General features: G+C 37.4%; 15 protein-coding genes, 1 tRNA gene and 2 pseudogenes. 14 read left to right on the top strand and 4 right to left on the bottom strand.

Features of this window, described 5'->3' with window-relative positions; all coding sequences use genetic code 11:
• Positions 1-88: 88 nt before the first annotated feature.
• The 8 genes and pseudogenes from DYQ05_RS12235 to DYQ05_RS12200 all read left to right on the top strand — a co-directional run bounded on the left by DYQ05_RS12235 (position 89) and on the right by DYQ05_RS12200 (position 7,665).
• A tRNA-Leu gene (locus DYQ05_RS12235) sits at positions 89-170 on the top strand.
• Positions 171-196: 26 nt separating this feature from the next.
• Positions 197-877: an MgtC/SapB family protein gene (locus DYQ05_RS12230; protein WP_024467842.1), complete on the top strand. Its 681-nt coding sequence runs from the start codon at positions 197-199 to the stop codon at positions 875-877.
• Positions 878-893: 16 nt separating this feature from the next.
• Positions 894-2,789 carry a phosphoglucomutase gene (locus tag DYQ05_RS12225; RefSeq protein ID WP_029410031.1) on the top strand — a complete coding sequence of 632 codons (1,896 nt, stop codon included), beginning with the start codon at positions 894-896 and terminating at the stop codon, positions 2,787-2,789.
• Positions 2,790-2,816: 27 nt separating this feature from the next.
• A pseudogene (locus tag DYQ05_RS14525) lies at positions 2,817-3,208 on the top strand (PUR family DNA/RNA-binding protein).
• Positions 3,209-3,421: 213 nt separating this feature from the next.
• Positions 3,422-4,051, top strand: coding sequence for a TetR/AcrR family transcriptional regulator (locus DYQ05_RS12215; RefSeq protein WP_024469414.1), 630 nt, complete (start codon positions 3,422-3,424; stop codon positions 4,049-4,051).
• A gap of 79 nt (positions 4,052-4,130) precedes the next feature.
• Positions 4,131-5,487 (top strand): annotated as a pseudogene (locus DYQ05_RS12210) (MATE family efflux transporter).
• A 416-nt stretch (positions 5,488-5,903) separates the two neighbouring features.
• Positions 5,904-7,325, top strand: a complete 1,422-nt coding sequence (der, locus tag DYQ05_RS12205) for a ribosome biogenesis GTPase Der (RefSeq protein ID WP_038098832.1) — start codon at positions 5,904-5,906, stop codon at positions 7,323-7,325.
• A 22-nt stretch (positions 7,326-7,347) separates the two neighbouring features.
• Positions 7,348-7,665, top strand: a complete 318-nt coding sequence (locus DYQ05_RS12200) for a MerR family transcriptional regulator (protein WP_020966337.1) — start codon at positions 7,348-7,350, stop codon at positions 7,663-7,665.
• A 29-nt stretch (positions 7,666-7,694) separates the two neighbouring features.
• Here the strand turns inward: DYQ05_RS12200 and ptsP are convergent, their stop codons facing one another.
• A complete protein-coding gene (ptsP, locus tag DYQ05_RS12195) occupies positions 7,695-9,449 on the bottom strand; it encodes a phosphoenolpyruvate--protein phosphotransferase (protein ID WP_020966336.1) in 1,755 nt (584 codons plus the stop codon).
• 255 nt (positions 9,450-9,704) lie between these two features.
• On the opposite strand from ptsP, the gene rpsP reads away from it, so the two are divergent.
• The 6 genes from rpsP to DYQ05_RS12165 all read left to right on the top strand — a co-directional run bounded on the left by rpsP (position 9,705) and on the right by DYQ05_RS12165 (position 13,044).
• Positions 9,705-9,950, top strand: a complete 246-nt coding sequence (rpsP, locus tag DYQ05_RS12190; protein ID WP_020966335.1) for a 30S ribosomal protein S16 — start codon at positions 9,705-9,707, stop codon at positions 9,948-9,950.
• Positions 9,951-9,967: 17 nt separating this feature from the next.
• Positions 9,968-10,201 carry a KH domain-containing protein gene (locus tag DYQ05_RS12185; RefSeq protein ID WP_020966334.1) on the top strand — a complete coding sequence of 78 codons (234 nt, stop codon included), beginning with the start codon at positions 9,968-9,970 and terminating at the stop codon, positions 10,199-10,201.
• 2 nt (positions 10,202-10,203) lie between these two features.
• A complete protein-coding gene (rimM, locus tag DYQ05_RS12180) occupies positions 10,204-10,764 on the top strand; it encodes a ribosome maturation factor RimM (RefSeq protein WP_024466533.1) in 561 nt (186 codons plus the stop codon).
• Positions 10,761-11,510, top strand: a complete 750-nt coding sequence (gene trmD / locus DYQ05_RS12175; RefSeq protein WP_020966332.1) for a tRNA (guanosine(37)-N1)-methyltransferase TrmD — start codon at positions 10,761-10,763, stop codon at positions 11,508-11,510. The genes rimM and trmD overlap by 4 nt, the downstream gene beginning before the upstream one ends.
• Positions 11,485-11,844, top strand: a complete 360-nt coding sequence (gene rplS, locus DYQ05_RS12170; protein ID WP_024465588.1) for a 50S ribosomal protein L19 — start codon at positions 11,485-11,487, stop codon at positions 11,842-11,844. Before trmD ends, rplS begins: the two co-directional genes overlap by 26 nt.
• Before the next feature lie 180 nt (positions 11,845-12,024).
• Positions 12,025-13,044, top strand: coding sequence for a TP0910 N-terminal domain-containing protein (locus DYQ05_RS12165; protein ID WP_029409463.1), 1,020 nt, complete (start codon positions 12,025-12,027; stop codon positions 13,042-13,044).
• A 72-nt stretch (positions 13,045-13,116) separates the two neighbouring features.
• On the opposite strand, the gene DYQ05_RS12160 is transcribed toward DYQ05_RS12165, so the two are convergent.
• The 3 genes from DYQ05_RS12160 to loaP form a co-directional block, all read right to left on the bottom strand.
• Positions 13,117-14,427, bottom strand: a complete 1,311-nt coding sequence (locus DYQ05_RS12160) for a right-handed parallel beta-helix repeat-containing protein (protein ID WP_029409462.1) — start codon at positions 14,425-14,427, stop codon at positions 13,117-13,119.
• A 134-nt stretch (positions 14,428-14,561) separates the two neighbouring features.
• The gene (locus DYQ05_RS12155; protein WP_206183512.1) at positions 14,562-16,043 is read right to left on the bottom strand and encodes a polysaccharide biosynthesis protein; all 1,482 of its coding nucleotides are present in this window, start codon (positions 16,041-16,043) and stop codon (positions 14,562-14,564) included.
• Positions 16,024-16,581 carry an antiterminator LoaP gene (gene loaP, locus DYQ05_RS12150; RefSeq protein WP_024465586.1) on the bottom strand — a complete coding sequence of 186 codons (558 nt, stop codon included), beginning with the start codon at positions 16,579-16,581 and terminating at the stop codon, positions 16,024-16,026. Before loaP ends, DYQ05_RS12155 begins: the two co-directional genes overlap by 20 nt.
• Positions 16,582-16,612: the final 31 nt, after the last annotated feature.

The following is a 16,612-nucleotide window of genomic DNA, read 5'->3' as shown; positions in this document are numbered from 1 at the left end:
GATTGATGTTTCGGTCAAAACAAAAACTTCGGCATTTTACCTTGCAATTGACATTTATTTATCTTTTTGTTATAATAGATATTTACATGCCCCGATGGTGGAATTGGTAGACACGCTAGTTTCAGGTACTAGTGCTTCACGGCATGGGGGTTCAAGTCCCCCTCAGGGCAAATTTTATGACGGGAGAGGTAAGGGTATGTATGCAGGCAATTTAACCGAAAAAATAATTATTATACGTCTGCTTTTAAGTTTTTTGGCAGGCTGCTGTATCGGAATGGAGCGTTCCGGTAAAAGGCAGGTTGCAGGTCTTCGTACTCATATTCTCATCTGTATGGGTGCATGCGGAATGATGATAATCTCTCTTTGGCTTTCACAAATCTATAAAGATGCGGACCCCGGAAGAGTTGCGGCTCAAGTGGTTTCAGGTATGGGTTTTTTGGGAGCCGGTGCAATCTTAAAAATAGGCGCAAATGTAAAAGGCTTAACTACGGCGGCTTCAATTTGGGTAATTGCCGGTATAGGACTTGCTTTGGGAAGCGGCCTTTATATTATGGGTGCCGTGATGACGGGGCTTTCTCTTTTAACTCTTTCCGTTATGAATAGAATTGAACTTATGATATTCCCTTTGAGGCAAAATAAATTCTTGGAAATTTACTTTAGGGGAATGGTTCCTCCCGTAAACGAAATAAGCAATATTCTTTCCGAATATGCCGTTTCGATTATATCTACAAATATACGTACTTCAAAATCGAAAAAAGAACCTTCAAAAATTCTTCTTTTTATAAACACGCCCAAGCGGCTTGATATAAAACATCTTACGGAAGATTTGGAAAAAATTGAAACTGTAGATACTTTTCTTTTAAAAGAAAAAGCATAACGTAAGGACTTATTAAATGAATTCAACGGCAAGTTTTAATATTGCTCAAAATAATGACGGCGGTATAAAAGAAGAATTCTCAAAAATGATTTTATCGGCTTCAGGCTGGCGGAAAATATTTGCCGAATCCGGAAACGAAGAAGACGGAACGGATAAGATAAAACAACACGATGCGGCTATTATTTATTATGCCGCCGTTTCATTTTTGGAATTTTTAAAAACGGAAAATAAAAATATAGATGCAATCGTTATAGGAAGAGATGCGCGTCCTACCGGTGCCGTCATTGAAGAACTTTTTATAGATTCACTGTCTTCATGCGGATATGATTTAAAAGTAATAGGTTGTGCCGCGGCTCCCGAGATTATGGCCTATTCAAAATCAATAGGAGCTGCCTTTATTTATATTTCCGCAAGTCATAATCCGATAGGGCATAACGGAATAAAATTCGGCCTTAACACGGGCGGTGTTATAAATGCTGAGCAAAGTAAAGTTTTAATTAAAATTTTTACCGAAAAATGTAATGCAAAAGATGCGGAGAGAGAGGCTTTTAAAATCCTTTCTCAAAGAAACGGCGAAACTCTTAAAATAAAAGAAAAAATCGAAACCTTTAAAAAAGAAGCCTTAGCGGCTTATAAAAATTTTTCTAAGGAAGTAATTACAAATTCTTCATGTATTGAAACACAAGAAAACTTTTTTACCTTATGCAAAAAAAATTCTTTTGAAGCGGAAAAGGCGGGAAAACCTTTAAGTATTCTTGTAGATTTTAACGGAAGCGCGAGGGCAGCCTCAATAGACAGAGAATTTTTTAAAGAAGCCGGAATCTCTTTAATCGGTATTGCGGAAAAGGCCGGCGATATAAGGCATGCGATTTTACCGGAAGGAAAAAACTTAAAATTTTGTGCCGATAAAATGGAAGAGCTGCATAAAACCGGCTCCGACAGCTTAAGTAAAAATTGCTTTTTGGGTTATATGCCCGACTGTGACGGCGACCGCGGAAATATTATTTATTGGAATGATGAGCTTAACAGAGCATGTATTCTTGAAGCTCAGGAAGTTTTTACTCTTTCCGTAATTGCGGAATTGGCTTATTTACTGTATACGAATAACGAAAATATGCCGGGTATGAATGTAAATAAACCGATAGCCGTTGCGGTAAACGGACCTACTTCTTTGCGTATAGAAGAGGCCGCCGCCTGTTTCGGCGCAAAAGTCTTCCGCGCGGAAGTAGGCGAAGCTAATGTAGTAAACCTTGCAGAGGAATTGCGCCGTAAAGGTTTTACTGTGCGTATTTTGGGTGAAGGTTCAAACGGAGGGAATATTACCTATCCGTCATCAGTGCGCGACCCAATCAATACCGTTTTTGCACTTTTAAAATTGCTTTTAATAAAATCGGAAAACGGTAGAAGAGGGCTTTTTCACATTTGGTGCGAAGTTTCGGGAAATAAGGCTTTTTATAAAGAGAGCTTTTCTTTAACCGATATTTTAAAAACGCTTCCCGCTTATATGACTACGCCTACAGGAGAAAAACGGGCTCTTCTTAAAATCAGGACGCTTGAGCATTCGGTTTTAAAAAGAAGATACCAAAAAATATTTGAAAAAGAGTGGTGTATAAAAAAAGATGTGTTAAAGAAAAAATTCGGAATTGAAAAATATTTGAGTTTTTGCAACAACGGAACCGTTCAACAGGAAAACCTAAAAGATTTCGGAGTTTCCGGGAAGGGCGGTTTAAAAATTCAGTTTTATAATTCGGAAGATAAGCCTATTGCTTTTATTTGGATGCGCGGCTCCGGAACGGAGTCGGTGTTCAGAATAATGGCCGATATCAAAGGAGCTTCCTCGGAAGCGGAAAAATATTTGGTAGGCTGGCAGGGAGAAATGGTAATCCGTGCCGATAACGAAGACACAATATAAAAAAATTACACTTTATAGGAGCCGATTATGGGAATCAGAGGAGAATTGTTTACAACGCAAATTCCTGCGGAAAACAGAACTTATTTTTTTAATGTAAAAGAAAACACAAAGGGTGATGTCTTTTTACAAATTGTAGAAAGCAAGGCTTCGGAAGGTGTAGGCTTTGACAGACATGCGGTAGTTATTTTTGAAGATGAGATGCGTGCATTTCTTCAAGGTTTGGATAAATCAATTGAATTTATAGAAAAAAATCGAAAAGAAAAATAAAAGCAAAAAAGAATGCCGAAAGCAAAAAAATCGGAGCGGAAAAATCTTCAGGAAAAAATTTTTTAAATCGGGAAAAACAAAAAAACTTTTCCGATAAAAAAATGCGGATTAAAAAAATAGTAAAAAAACGGGACGATTTTGAAAAGAAATAAAGCGAAAACAGGTAAATACAGGCAAAACCGGATAAGTGCAGCTGTTTACCTGTGAATAGAATAAGAGAAAAAATAAGAATTTTCTAAACATACAAAACGGAATAAATATAAAAATTCCGTTATGCCCGAATAAAATTCGTTAACTGTTTTTTCGCCGTCGATTTTTTTTACCGCCTTTCCTTTTTTATATTTTTTACGTATAATACTTAACGTATGGCAAAATTTAAACGGAAAACAAAAGAAGAGCGTTCAAAGGAAATAATTGAAGCTGCAAAAACCGTCTTTTTAAAAAAAGGGTTTCATAATACCACAATGGAAGATATTGTTGCGGCTACAAGTCTTTCAAAAGGCGGCGTCTATCAATACTTTAAAAGTACAAAGTCTATTATGTTTAAGATAATGCAGGAAGGAAATTATTTTCGGTATAAACGTAATGAAGAAATTTTTAAATCCGCAAAAAATACTGATGACCCTTATGAAATTATAACTCGTGCCATGATGGAAAAAATCTTTGACGATGTTCCCGAAAAGCGGCTTTATCTTATGTTTCTTGCAGAAATCTTATACGATAGAGAATATGAAGAACTTTTTTTAGAATTGGAAAAACAGGCTTATAACTTTATTTTTGAAAATCTTAACTCTTTATTTAAAAAAGGTTTTTTAACCGATAAAAAAATGGAATTCAAATCGAATAAAAAAGGTCAACTTTATTCCCGCATTTTTAACGGAATCCTTATAATATATGAACTTTTCAGAGATAAAACCGTTTTTAATAAACAAAAAAAAGAGATTCATGATATTATATACTCCTTTGTAGAAAAAAGTTTTACAATAAAATCATAAAATTATGTCAGCAGATATTGACTTTATTTTTTCTTTTTGCATAATATAATCGACGCTAGCGTCGGTTGTGGAGGTCTTTATGACGGATAAGAGAGAGCATTTAATTCGGAATAATATATTTAAACTTATGATGGAATTGAGTATTCCGGGTATTATCGGAATGTTTGTTATAAGTTTATACAGCTTTGTAGATGCATTTTTTGTAGGGAAATATGTAGGTAACACGGCTATAGGGGCAATAAGTTTAGCTTATACCTTTACATTGATAAATAACGGTATTGCGGTTTTAATCGGAATAGGTTCCGCGTCGGTACTTTCAAGGGCTGTAGGAAGACAGGACCGGGAAACCGTAGATTCGATTATGGGGCATGTTCTTATTCTTACCTTAATTTTTTTCATCGGTAACTACGGCGGCAGGACTGATATTTGCACCTCAGTTTTTAAAGCTGATAGGAGCCGAAGGAGAAATGCTCAGGCTTGGAACTCTTTATTTGAGGATTGTATATCTGGGGTCAATATTCGTAAATTTCGGACAAGCCGCAAATATGGTTATGCGCGGTGAAGGTAAAATGAAGCTTGCAATGCTTTTAATGGGAATAAGCGCTGTTTTAAATATTATTTTGGATGCGGTTTTCGTAATCGGTTTAAATAAAGGTCTTGAAGGCACCGCCGTTGCAACCGTTATTTCTCAAATAGTTCTTGCAGTATCTAATTTTTGTTATTTTGCATTTTGCAGTAAAATAGTTAAATTTAAAAGGTTTAAACTGCAAAAAGCTGTTATAAAAGAAATCCTTGCTGTAGGATTTTCAGCTATGCTTATGCAGATTTTTGCTCTTGTACAACAGTCCGTAATGTATTCCGCCTTAAAAAAATACGGAGGGGAAAATCAAGTAATTTTAATGGGCGCTTTTTTTAGATATTTAATGCTGGCCTTTATTCCTTTATGGGGAATAAGTCAAGGTTATCAACCCTTTGCAGGGACCAATTTCGGGGCTCAAAAATTTTCCAGAGTAAAAAAGGGAACCGTCCTCTTTTACGGGTTCGGTTTTTGCCTTGCTCTTATATTTTGGCTGGTGTTTTTAACAATACCTGAAAAAGTTTTGGAAATTTTTATCGTAAATAACAAAGAATTGGTAGCTTTAGGAAAAGTCAATGCTATGCTTTCTTTTTCATTGTTTCCTCTGTCTGCAATTATGATTATCAATTTAACCCTGTTTCAAGCACTCGGCAAAGCAAAGTATGCAGGGCTTTTGGTTATATTCCGCCAGCTGTTGCTTTATGTTCCTGCCGTATTGATTCTTCCGATATTTTTCGGAATACGCGGAATTTGGATTTCCACACCCTTGGTAGATACCTTTGTTATGATTTTATCTATGCTTATAGTTGTTAAACTTTTTAAAAAAGAGCTGAATACAAAAAATCCGCAACAATCTTAACGGGTAAACAAAACAAACCGCAAAAACAGCCGATGAGAATTATGCTTTTTTTTAAGTATAATTCTCATCTTAAAGTTTTAATTGAAGTAAAGCTTTTAAAATAAAAGCCGGCCTATAAGATGTCCTTTTTATTAAGCGGTACTTCCGGTATTGAGATTTTTTTTTAGTTTATTATTTCAGTAAAACCGTTTTATAATCCGTTTTTTTAAGCGTTTTCAAATACCGAAATGCCTGAAAGCAGACACTCTTTTAAGGCTGTCCGTTTTAAAAATATTGTAAAAAGTTTTTTTAATTTATTTATAACCGTGCCTCCGATAGCAATTTCAATCGATTTATGTTATACTGTCCCATTAAAACAATGAGCCTTTTCCGGGTAAACTTTTACAAGATGCTATTTTGAGGAAAAAAATATGAATATGGAAAATTTAGACAAAACGGAAACCGAAGAAGAAAATAAAAATAATGAATTCTCTTTTGAAAAAAAATACGAAAACCTTCCCGTTATTGCAATAATAGGAAGACCCAATGTAGGAAAGTCCACCTTATTTAACCGCTTTTTGCATAAACGCCGCTCGATTACCGACCCTACTCCGGGTGTAACACGGGACCCTGTAGAAGCTCAGGCGATTATAAACGGAAAGCCCGTTTTACTTGTCGATACGGGAGGCTTTAAGCTGACCCGCAGCGGAAATAAATTTGAAGATATGATGGACGAGCTTGTAAAAGAAAAAACTATTGAAACCTTAAAAAAAGCCGATAGAATTTTGCTTCTTCTTGATGCGGGCCTTACAACTCCCGAAGATGAAGAATTTATCCGGTTTTTAAGACCTTATTTTAATAAGCTCATTGCAGCCGTAAATAAAACGGAAGGCGGGCGTCTTACCGCCGAGGCTTATAACTACTATGCTTACGGGTTTAAATCTCTAATTTGCATAAGTGCGGAACACGGAGATAATATTTCGGAACTTGCCGAACAGCTTACGGCCGGATTGGATTTCGGTAATGTAAAAGAAGCGGAAGCGGAAAATATAATCAGGATTACCCTTGTAGGAAAACCCAATACGGGGAAGTCCACTCTTGCAAACTATCTTACGAATTCCGACCGCTCAATAATTTCAAACGTGCCGGGAACTACACGGGACATTGTAGAGGGAGAATTTACATATAAGGATAAACGCTTTATTATTCAAGATACCGCAGGTATAAGACGGAAAGCTAAAGTAAACGAAAATATAGAATATTATTCCGTAGTCCGTTCGATAAAAAGTATGGATAATGCCGATATTGTTTTTCATTTAATAGATGTGCAGGAGGGTTTAACCGAACAGGACAAAAAAATTATAGACCAGGCAAGCGGCAGAGGTTTGGGAATTATCTTTGTTTTAAATAAATGGGACGTAATGGAGCAAACTCAAAAAGCTTTTAAAACTGAAGAAGAAAAAATAAAGGTTATGTTCGGTAAGATGGAATACGCTCCCGTAACTGCGATTTCGGCAAACACAGGAAGCGGAGTTAAAGAGCTTTTACAAATTGCAATTAGAATGTTTAATCAGTTGAATAAAAAAATTGAAACTTCGGCATTAAATATCGCTTTACAGGATTGGCTTCAGGCGGCTCCGCCTCCCCAAGGAAGGCAAAATTCTTTTACTTTTAAATATATGCTTCAAACTAAAACCCGTCCCGTAGAATTTTTACTTTTTGCAAACCGTCCCGATGCGGTAACTGAATCTTATATGCGCTATATTCAAAATAAAATAAGGAAAGACTTAGGCTTTGCGTTAATCCCTATTTTACTTAAAATAAAGGGAAGCCGAAAGCGCTGGGAAGAGCGCTTATAAGTTTAACTCGGTGTTTACATTTATGGAAGGATTTTCGATAGGAGAAGTTGAAAAACTGACAGGAATTAAGGCTCATATTTTGCGTTATTGGGAAGAAGCCGTGCCGCTTTTACAAGTACAAAAAGATTTAAACGGAAGGCGGGTTTACAGTAAACGCGATTTGGATTTTATTTTTAAACTTGATTATTTAATTAACAAAAAAAAATATACTCTTGAAGGAGCCGGCAAAGAATTGTTAAATCAGGCCGCTTTTGCAAGCAAGGAGGCGGCTGCCGTCTCTCAGCTCAGGAGCGAACTTTTAAATATTTATAAAATTATAAAAGAGAAAAAAGAGCTTTAATTTTAAGAGCTTATTTTTAAAGACGGCTGTCAGTTTGCCATGGCTTTACATACCGCAGTTTTAATTTCTTTTGCGGAATTTAAACTTTTAATACTTTCATACAGTTTTTCGGCGGCTTTTACATTTACGTTTTCCATAAACTTTTGCATTTTTAAAATTTTTCCTGCCGGCATACTGAAATGTCTCAGTCCCATTCCTAAAAGTAAAAAGGCCGCTTCTTCATTAGATGCCATTTCGCCGCACATTGAAACCAAATGACCGCGTTGGTCTTCAATAAATTTTTGAGAATCAATTACGTGTTTAATAAGCCTTAAAACGGCAGGTTCGAAATAGTTTGCAAGAGAAGAAACCTTAGTGTTTTCTCTATCGGCGGCCATTGTGTATTGAATAAGGTCGTTTGTTCCGATTGACATAAAATCTATAAGCGGAGCATATAAATCCGCCGCAATTGCTGCGGACGGTACTTCAATCATAATACCTAGGCCTGTGTATTTTGCATTAAGATGCCCGTTAGCGGAACATTCCGCTTCGCATTCTTTAATAATTTTTTTTACCTCAATAATTTCTTCGGCAGTTGAAATCATAGGAATTAGGATATAAACATTTCCGAAGGCTCCGGCTCTCAGAATCGCCCTTATTTGCGTTTTAAAAATTTCGCGGCGTTCAAGACAATAGCGGATTGCACGCCAGCCCAAAAGAGGGTTTTTTTCTCCTAGGCTTTCCTGTTCTCCGAGCATTTTGTCGGCTCCGACATCGAAGGTTCGGATAACTACAGGCTTTTTTTCCATTACTTTAACAACTTTTTTATATGCTTCAAACTGTTTATCTTCTTCAGGAATTTTTCCGTCTTCTAAAAACAGAAATTCGGAACGGAACAATCCTATTCCGTTTGAAATTGTAACGAATTTGTTTTCGATTTCTTCAGGGAATGCTATATTCGCATTTACCGAGACTTTTACTCCGTCGGAGGTTGTAATTGAAAGCCGTTCCGTATAGTTTTGCTGCGCACTTAAAAAAAGCCTTATTTCTTCATTCCGTTTTTCAATACGTTTTTTATATTCCGCAATTTCGGAAGCGGGCGGATTAAAAAGCACAAAACCGTTGTCGGCATCAAGAGCGGCGGGCATATTAAAGCGGGCAAAATCCATACAGCCCTTTACGCCTACCAGCATCGGAATATCCCAAGCCCGCGCCATAATTGCAATATGGCTCGTAATGCCGCCTTCTTCCATTATAATGCCTGCAATACCGGCATTTTTTACTAAAAGAGCTTCCGAGGCTTTTATAAGTTTTGCCGCAATAATGGAGCCTTCCGGAACTTTTTCAAATCTGGAATTATTTGAACCGCGCGTAAGAAGTAAATGAGCAAAAACGGAATCAAAGGCATCGCGTATGTCATCCGCCCGTTCCGCCAAATACTTATCTCCCGAATTTTTCAGCATATTTGCAGTTTCTTCAACTTTATTCTTTAAAATATATTCTATATTTAATTTCGATTTTTCCAATTCGGCAAAAATTGAATCTAAAAACATTGTATCGGAAAGCATCATAATATGCGTATCGATTATATCTTTGCCGGTTTTATCGCTTTGAGTGTTTGAAACAAGCTGTTCCAATTCACTTTTTGCAGTATTAACCGCATCGATAAGTCTATTTTTATGAGCAATAACTTCTTTATCCGAAATTTTATAAGAAAGAATAACCGTTTCAGGCAGCTCCGTTATGCAGTATAAGGGGCCGGCTGCCAAACCGTCCGATGCAATAAATCCGGTAAGTTTTTTCATACCTTTATTATATCCTAAAAGAAAGGAGTTTGCAATCGGTAATATAACGTCTTTTTTAATCCGTTTTATCAGGTAATTCCGTTTAGAACCGAATATTTATCCGGTATTTATAGATACTGATTAGGTTTGCGGATTTTCGCATAAAGCATAAATAAACCTATTGACTAATTTTTTTACTTAGTGTATTATTTCCCTTTACTATATTCTATAGTGTTATTTTTATAGAATGTTTTGGGTTTAACCCGGGAGGTTATAGTGGTAAAAATCAGATTAAAAAGAATCGGAACAAAAAAACGCCCGTATTATCGAATTGTCGTTCAAGATGCCCGTGAGCCTAGGAACGGAAAAACTATTGATGAAGTGGGCATTTATCATCCGATTGAAACGGCTGAAAAACAAATTTCTTTTAACGGCGATAAGGTAAGAAGCTGGATAGGAAAGGGAGCTCAGCCTACGGACACGGTCAGACGCTTACTTAACAAAAAAGAATTCACCTTATAAGTGAAAAGGAATGCAAAATGCAAAAAGATTTAATTGAGTACATTGCCAAATCTTTAGTGGACGAGCCTTCCGCCGTTGAGGTAAAAGAGAGCGAAAACGAAAAAGGTATTGTTTTGGAGTTAAAAGTAGCTTCAGGCGATATAGGCAAGGTAATCGGAAAACAGGGACGGATTGCAAAATCGATTAGGACCCTGCTTAATGCAAGCTCAGGAAAGTCCGGTAAGCGTTATTCGCTTGAGATTTTAGACTGATAATGGAGCTTCTTGCAACGGGACGAATCCGCAGCCCCTTCGGTGTTGAGGGATTTGTAAAAGTTGAAAGTTTTTCCGGAGAATACGAACATTTTTTAAATTTTGATAAGATTTTTTTAAGTATACCGGAAAAGAAAATTGAAAAGGGCATAAAAGAAGGCTGGTTTGAAGTTGAAAAAGTAACTTTGCGGGCAGCCGATGCTCTGTTAAAATTAAGGGGGATAGACAGCCCCGAAGCCGCTAAATTTTTGGCGGGTTCTGAGTTGTTTATCCCCAGAGACAAGGCCGCCGCCTTAAAAAAAGGTGAGGTCTATGTCAATGATCTTTGTAATTGTGTTCTTGTATGCGAAGGTACCCGTATCGGAAAAATTACGAGTGTAGCAGAAGGCGGGGGTGGTTATCTCCTGGAAATTTTAAAAGAAAATTCCTGTGAAAACACCGGTAAAACCTCCGAGGCTGCCGCGGGGCAGGTTATTTATATTCCGTTTAATAAAGAATTTATCGGAAATATAGACTTAAAAGCCGGAACCGTGGAGCTTATGCACCGCTGGATTCTTGAATGAGATTCGATGTGCTGACCTTATTCCCCGAAATACCGAGAGCCTTTTTCGCTTCGTCGATAATGGCCAAGGCTGTAGAAAAGGGAATTATTAGCTGCAATTTTGTAAATATCCGGGACTTTGCTTTTGACAAGCACCGTTCGTGCGATGATTTAACTTACGGAGGAGGAGCCGGTATGCTTATGCTGCCTGAACCTCTGGCTTCGGCATTGGATTCCGTAAACGCGTTTAATAAACGGGTTATTTACGTAACTCCGTCCGGAAAACCGTTTAACCAAAAATATGCCGAAGAGCTTTCCCGCGAAGATGAACTAGTTTTTATCTGCGGAAGATATGAAGGTATCGACCAAAGAATTATCGATGAATATGTTGATGATGAAATTTCCGTGGGCGATTATGTAATGTCTTCGGGAGAGCTTGCAGCCTTAGTTATAATCGATGCAGTGTATCGGTTAATCGACGGAGTTATATCGGGCGAATCGCTTGAAGAAGAAAGTTTTTCGGATTTTTTGCTTGAGTACCCGCAGTATACAAGACCGAGAAATTTTCGGGGCAGGGAAGTTCCCGAAGTTCTTTTGTCGGGGCATCATTTGAATATTCAAAAATGGCGGTTAAAAAAGCGTATTGAAAAAACGCTTAAAAACAGACCTGAACTTATTGAAAAAGCGAAAAATATGCCCGCTTGGACAAAGGACGCAGAAAAATATTTTAAGGAGTTAGAAAATGAGCGAACTTATAATGAAGATTGAAGCACAGCAAAAGGCTGAAAACCCGCCCGTTTTCCGCGTAGGAGATACGGTAAAGGTTCACTTTAAAATTGTTGAAGGTAAAACCGAACGAATTCAGGTTTATGAAGGTTTGGTAATTTGTTTTAAAAATTCGGGAATCGGAAGAACATTTACCGTAAGAAAGAATTCTTACGGGGTAGGTGTAGAGCGTGTTTTTCCGCTTCATTCACCCCGTATCGCTAAAGTGGAAGTTGTACGCCCCGGAAAGGTGCGCAGAGCCAAGCTTTATTACATCAGAGAAAAAATCGGTAAGGCGGCAAAGATTAAAACGCGTATCGAAAGCAAAAAGGCATAATCTTTTTGAAAATAAAAATGTCCTTAGTTCTTTAACGGAACTGAGGACATTTTTTTACGTTTATCGGTTTAAGCGGATTATGTATCGTTTTTGAATAAGTTTTCGGCTTTAATGCAGTTTGTTTTTTATTTTAGACTTGTATTGCCTAATATAATAAATTTGATATAATCTTTATTAACTATGATTTACACAACGGAAAATAAAGTTTTTTTTACCGCTCCTAAAGGAGCGGCGAAGGGTTTTCAAAGTTTAAAAAACGGAGATACGGTTTCCGCTAAAATTTTAAGTTTAAAAGACGGGGGTACTGCGCGTATTTTTTTTAACGGAGCCGTTTTTGAAGGAACCGTTTCGGGAGGCCTTAAAGAAGGCGATTTTTTAAAAATGCGCGTTATTATAAAAGAAGTTTTAGGAGAAGCCAAGGTTTTCCTTGTACCCGAAACAAAGGGTGAAGTCCAAGTTCAGTCTAAAAATTCCGTAAATTTTTTTTCGGAATTGGGTTTACCTAAAACCGAACTTTCTTCTGCGGTTCTTAACTTTTTGACCGCGAGCGGAAGCCGCCTTAACGGAGACAGTGCTTATAAATTATTTGCTTTTTTAAAAGATTTACCCAAAAAGAAAACTCTGTCGAAGGCGGTGTTTTCCGCGGGACTTATACTTAACAAGGGAATAGAATTAAATGAAGATGTTTTTAAAACGGTATATGCCGCAATTTTCGGTGAAGAAAATTCCGAAAGCGGAGGAGAGCAAAAGGATGAAACTCAAGAAGATGAAAATGAGGTTTTGGAGCTGTTAAATCATTTGCATAAGGGCGGTTTAAATTGGGCGGTTTTTCCATTTAAAAAAGAACTTGAGGATACAAGTTCTTTCGGTGTTGAACGACCGGATAAGGGAAATACGGAAACGGCCGAGAAAAACGGTTTATTTGTAAGCGGTTCTCTTGCTTTATTGCTCGACTTAAATTTAAAAACCGTACGTTTAACGGTTTTACATTGTAAATTTAAAAATGAAGATTGGGTTTTTATTTTAAAAGATAAAATTTTTGCCTTTGAATGTGAAAATATTAAGTTTACCGAAAAAGAAATAACGGCTGTAAAAGAACTGTTTTTAACTTGTTTGCAAGAAAACGGTTTAAACGGTATTGAAGTAAGATACGGAATAAATAATGAAGCGGAATTTAAAGGCGTTGATATAATGATTTAAAACAAAAAAAATAACCGCCTTTATAAACTAAAGGCGGTTAAAAGTTTTTAGGTAATTTCCATAAAGTTTAACTTATTTTATAGCTTGAGCTCCGAAACCGCTTACGGCACCGAAAAGTTTTAAAGCATCGCTTTGCGGATACTTATTTGCAAACATCGAAACATCGGATGTTATCTTACCGGTTTGATTCATACCCATTGCCCTTCTGAATTCATTTGCAGGAGAATTCGGGTCATAATCGGTTTTTTCCTTATATGTTGCATTTAAAAACCCTTCCAAATAAGCCTTGTTTATAGCATTTTTTAAGCCTTGTACGTTTTTAAGTTCTTCATTGCCTTCCGCACTGTTAAAGCGGTCAACATCTTCAAAGTCTTTTACCCAGATGTATTCAAAAGTTCCTAAACCGGGCAGGGTTACATCGGCCTGTTTATTCATAAAGAAGCGGTTGTTATCTACGAGTACCTTTCTTCCTTTTTCCATTGCTTCGGGGCTGTCGATACGGCATCGGTCAATCGCGGAAAGAGCCGAAAGACCTATAATATTATGATGGCAGTTTACTTCAACCTTTGTCATAACACGGAAGCCGTAGCCCATATCTTCAAACGTATGGGTGCGCGGCCAAGTAAATAATACGGTGTTATAAGCAAATTCCAAGGTTATGGAAGTCGCCTTGTTTTCTTTTCCCCAAATTTCGCAGGCAGCCATTGCATTTGCGGTAAATACGTTGTTGAGGATTTTTACATCGCCCGAACCTCCGAATTGAATGGCAAAATTGGAAGCATTGTTGAATAGACAGTTTTGAATAAGTACGTCGCATTTCATAATGCTGCCGCCTAGTATTGCCTTTTCGGTAGTCAGAACCTTAGTTTCTTTTCCGTTTATGCCCTGTCCGGGAGGCAACACAAGCATTCCGGTTTCAACGCCGGCAGGTTTTCCCTTTGTAGGATGATAACCGTTTGAATCGCCCTTATCGAAAATAATACCGTCGATTACGAGCTTTTTACCGTTGCCGTTTTTAATATCGAACTCCATCGTTTTATTTGTTCTTCCGGTTCCGTTGGACGATACGGGCGGCATAACAAGCGTTTTATACTTTAAAATATCCCGTTTTGAAAAATCCTTGGAATAGCCTCCGTAAATTTCAACGGCATTTTTAATCATAATAAAACCCTTGTCCCGAACGCCGTAATAATTACCCTCTGCGACATAGATTTTGTCTCCCGCTTGAGCGATTTCGGCCGCCTTTTCAATGTTTTTAAACGGGGCATCCTTTGTACCCGCATTTCCGTTCCTACCCGTTTCTTTTGAAACATAGTACTCTGCAGCGTTAATTGACATTAGAATAACGCTTACAAAAACAAAAACACTAACTGTTTTTTTCATATAAACCTCTCTTATAGTTTGATACAACCATAATACAACAAAAACGGAAAAAAATAAAACAATTATTAAAAAAAATGAAAAAAAAAGAGAGTATTTTATTTAAATTTAAGAATTTATAAGGGCTTTTTTGTAAATTATAAAACTAACCCTTCGTTACGTATAAAGTTTTTCATTTTATCTTTATTTCGGAAAAGGTCTTCTTTCCCTTCCGTGTAAAAACAAAACGGAGCCAGTTTTTCGAGGAGGTAGTTTAACCTGTCCGAATCAAACGGAACGGAATCTTTTAAAAGCATTATTTTTTCGTAATCGGTTTTTTCCAAATATTCGCTTTTTGACCAAAGAGGCTCTTCCAGGCGCTCTCCCTCGCGGACACCGATAATTTCTATTTTAATATCTTTTTCAGGTTCAAAGCCCATGTAACGGATTAACTGCTTTGCAGTTTCAAAAATATTTACGGGTTCTCCCATATCAAGAAGATAAGATTGTCCTGATTTTCCGACTCCGCCGGTTTGAAGCACGAGGGAGCAGGCTTCCGGAATAGTCATAAAATAACGCGTCATTTTTTTATCGGTTACCGTTACGGGGCCTCCCGTTTTTATCTGCTCTACAAAAAGAGGAAAAATAGAGCCGCGGGAGCCGAGAACATTTCCGAAACGTACAAACATATAAGCCGAATTTTCGTTGGAATTTTTTGCTTTTTCCGCAGCTTGTAAAACCGATTTTTCATTTAACATTTTTGAAAGACCGTAAGCGGAAACGGGTTCTACGGCTTTATCCGTAGAAATTAAAACAAATTTTTTTACTCCGAATTCCAAACAGGCGTCTAAAAGATTTTTTGTTCCGAAAACATTGTTTTCGATTACGGCTACGGGGTTTTCTTCCATAAGCGGAACGTGTTTATAAGCCGCCGTATGAAAAACGGCATCGCATTTTAATCTGTTGATAATGTAGCGCATATAGTTACGGTCTTTTAATTCGCCTATAATCGGCACTATTGTTGCTTTATCTCCTACTCCTCCGGATTGAAGCAGCTTTAATTCTTTATGAATTTGATAAATGGAATTTTCTCCGTGTCCGAAAAGATAAAGCCGTTCCGCACCGCCGGATAAAAGTTGGCGTGCAAGTTCGCTTCCGATTGAGCCTCCCGCTCCGGTTATTAAAACACGTTTTCCCCTTAAATATGCGAGGCTTTTTTTTAAACTTATTTTTACGGGTGTGCGGCTAAGTAAGTCCTGCGGGTCAATATCTCTTGCCTGCACTAAATGGGCGGAACCGTCTATAATTTGCGAAATTGCAGGTAAAAGTTTTATACGTGAAAATCCGGCATTTTTGAGTATTCCGAAAATTTCGCGTAAACGTTCGGAGCTTATACTCGGAATTGCAATTAGGGCTTCCGCTCCCGAGTCGATTCTGATTAAGCGCACCGCTTCCGATATTGAACCTAAAACCGGGACCCCGTCAATTTTTGTTCCTATCTTTTTCGGGTCGTCATCTAAAAAGGCCGAAACCTTGCCGAAAATTTCTTTTGAAGAAATTTCTTTTGCAATTGCGGTTCCTGCAAAGCCTGCTCCTACAATGTATATGGAAGGGTTTTGTTTAATCGGAAGATTTGTCATTTACATCCTCCCGTTTTTTGCCCATTTGACTGAGCTGAGTAAACCCGAAATCTATAGCAAAGGAATTTTGGTACATATCCAATTTTACCTTTGCTCTTCCTTTTCTTCTATCTACTTTTATTATTTGTCCTTCAAGCCCCTTTAACGGGCCGTCTAAAATTTGAATGCGGTCATTTTCGTCAAATACCGCAACGGAAATATTCGCTACACAGCCGAAGGAAATAAAGTGTTTTAATATGTCCAAGTCTTTTCCTTTCAAAGGCAAGGGCTCCTGATTATTCGGTAAAAAACGATAAAAGCCTTTTAATTTTCTGACGGAATGGTAAGTATCCGGCGTAATTTCTTCCGACCTTATAAAAACATAACCGGGAAAAACCGCCGCTTTTTTTTCGGTAAATTTTCCGCTTTTTTTTATTTTTAAAACTCTTTGCGGGAAAATGATAGAGTATTCCCTTTCGAACTCCGCTTCATTTTTTTCGCCGGATTCTACAAAAAGGTTTTCTTTCCCTGTACTTACCTGCACGACATAGTAATTCATAGAAAAGAAGTATATCATAAAACACGGAATA

Source organism: Treponema pedis, from assembly GCF_017161325.1.
Classification (GTDB): Bacteria; Spirochaetota; Spirochaetia; order Treponematales; family Treponemataceae; genus Treponema_B; species Treponema_B pedis.
Note: the sequence above shows the minus strand (reverse complement) of the source record. Positions and strands in the feature narration are given on the sequence as shown.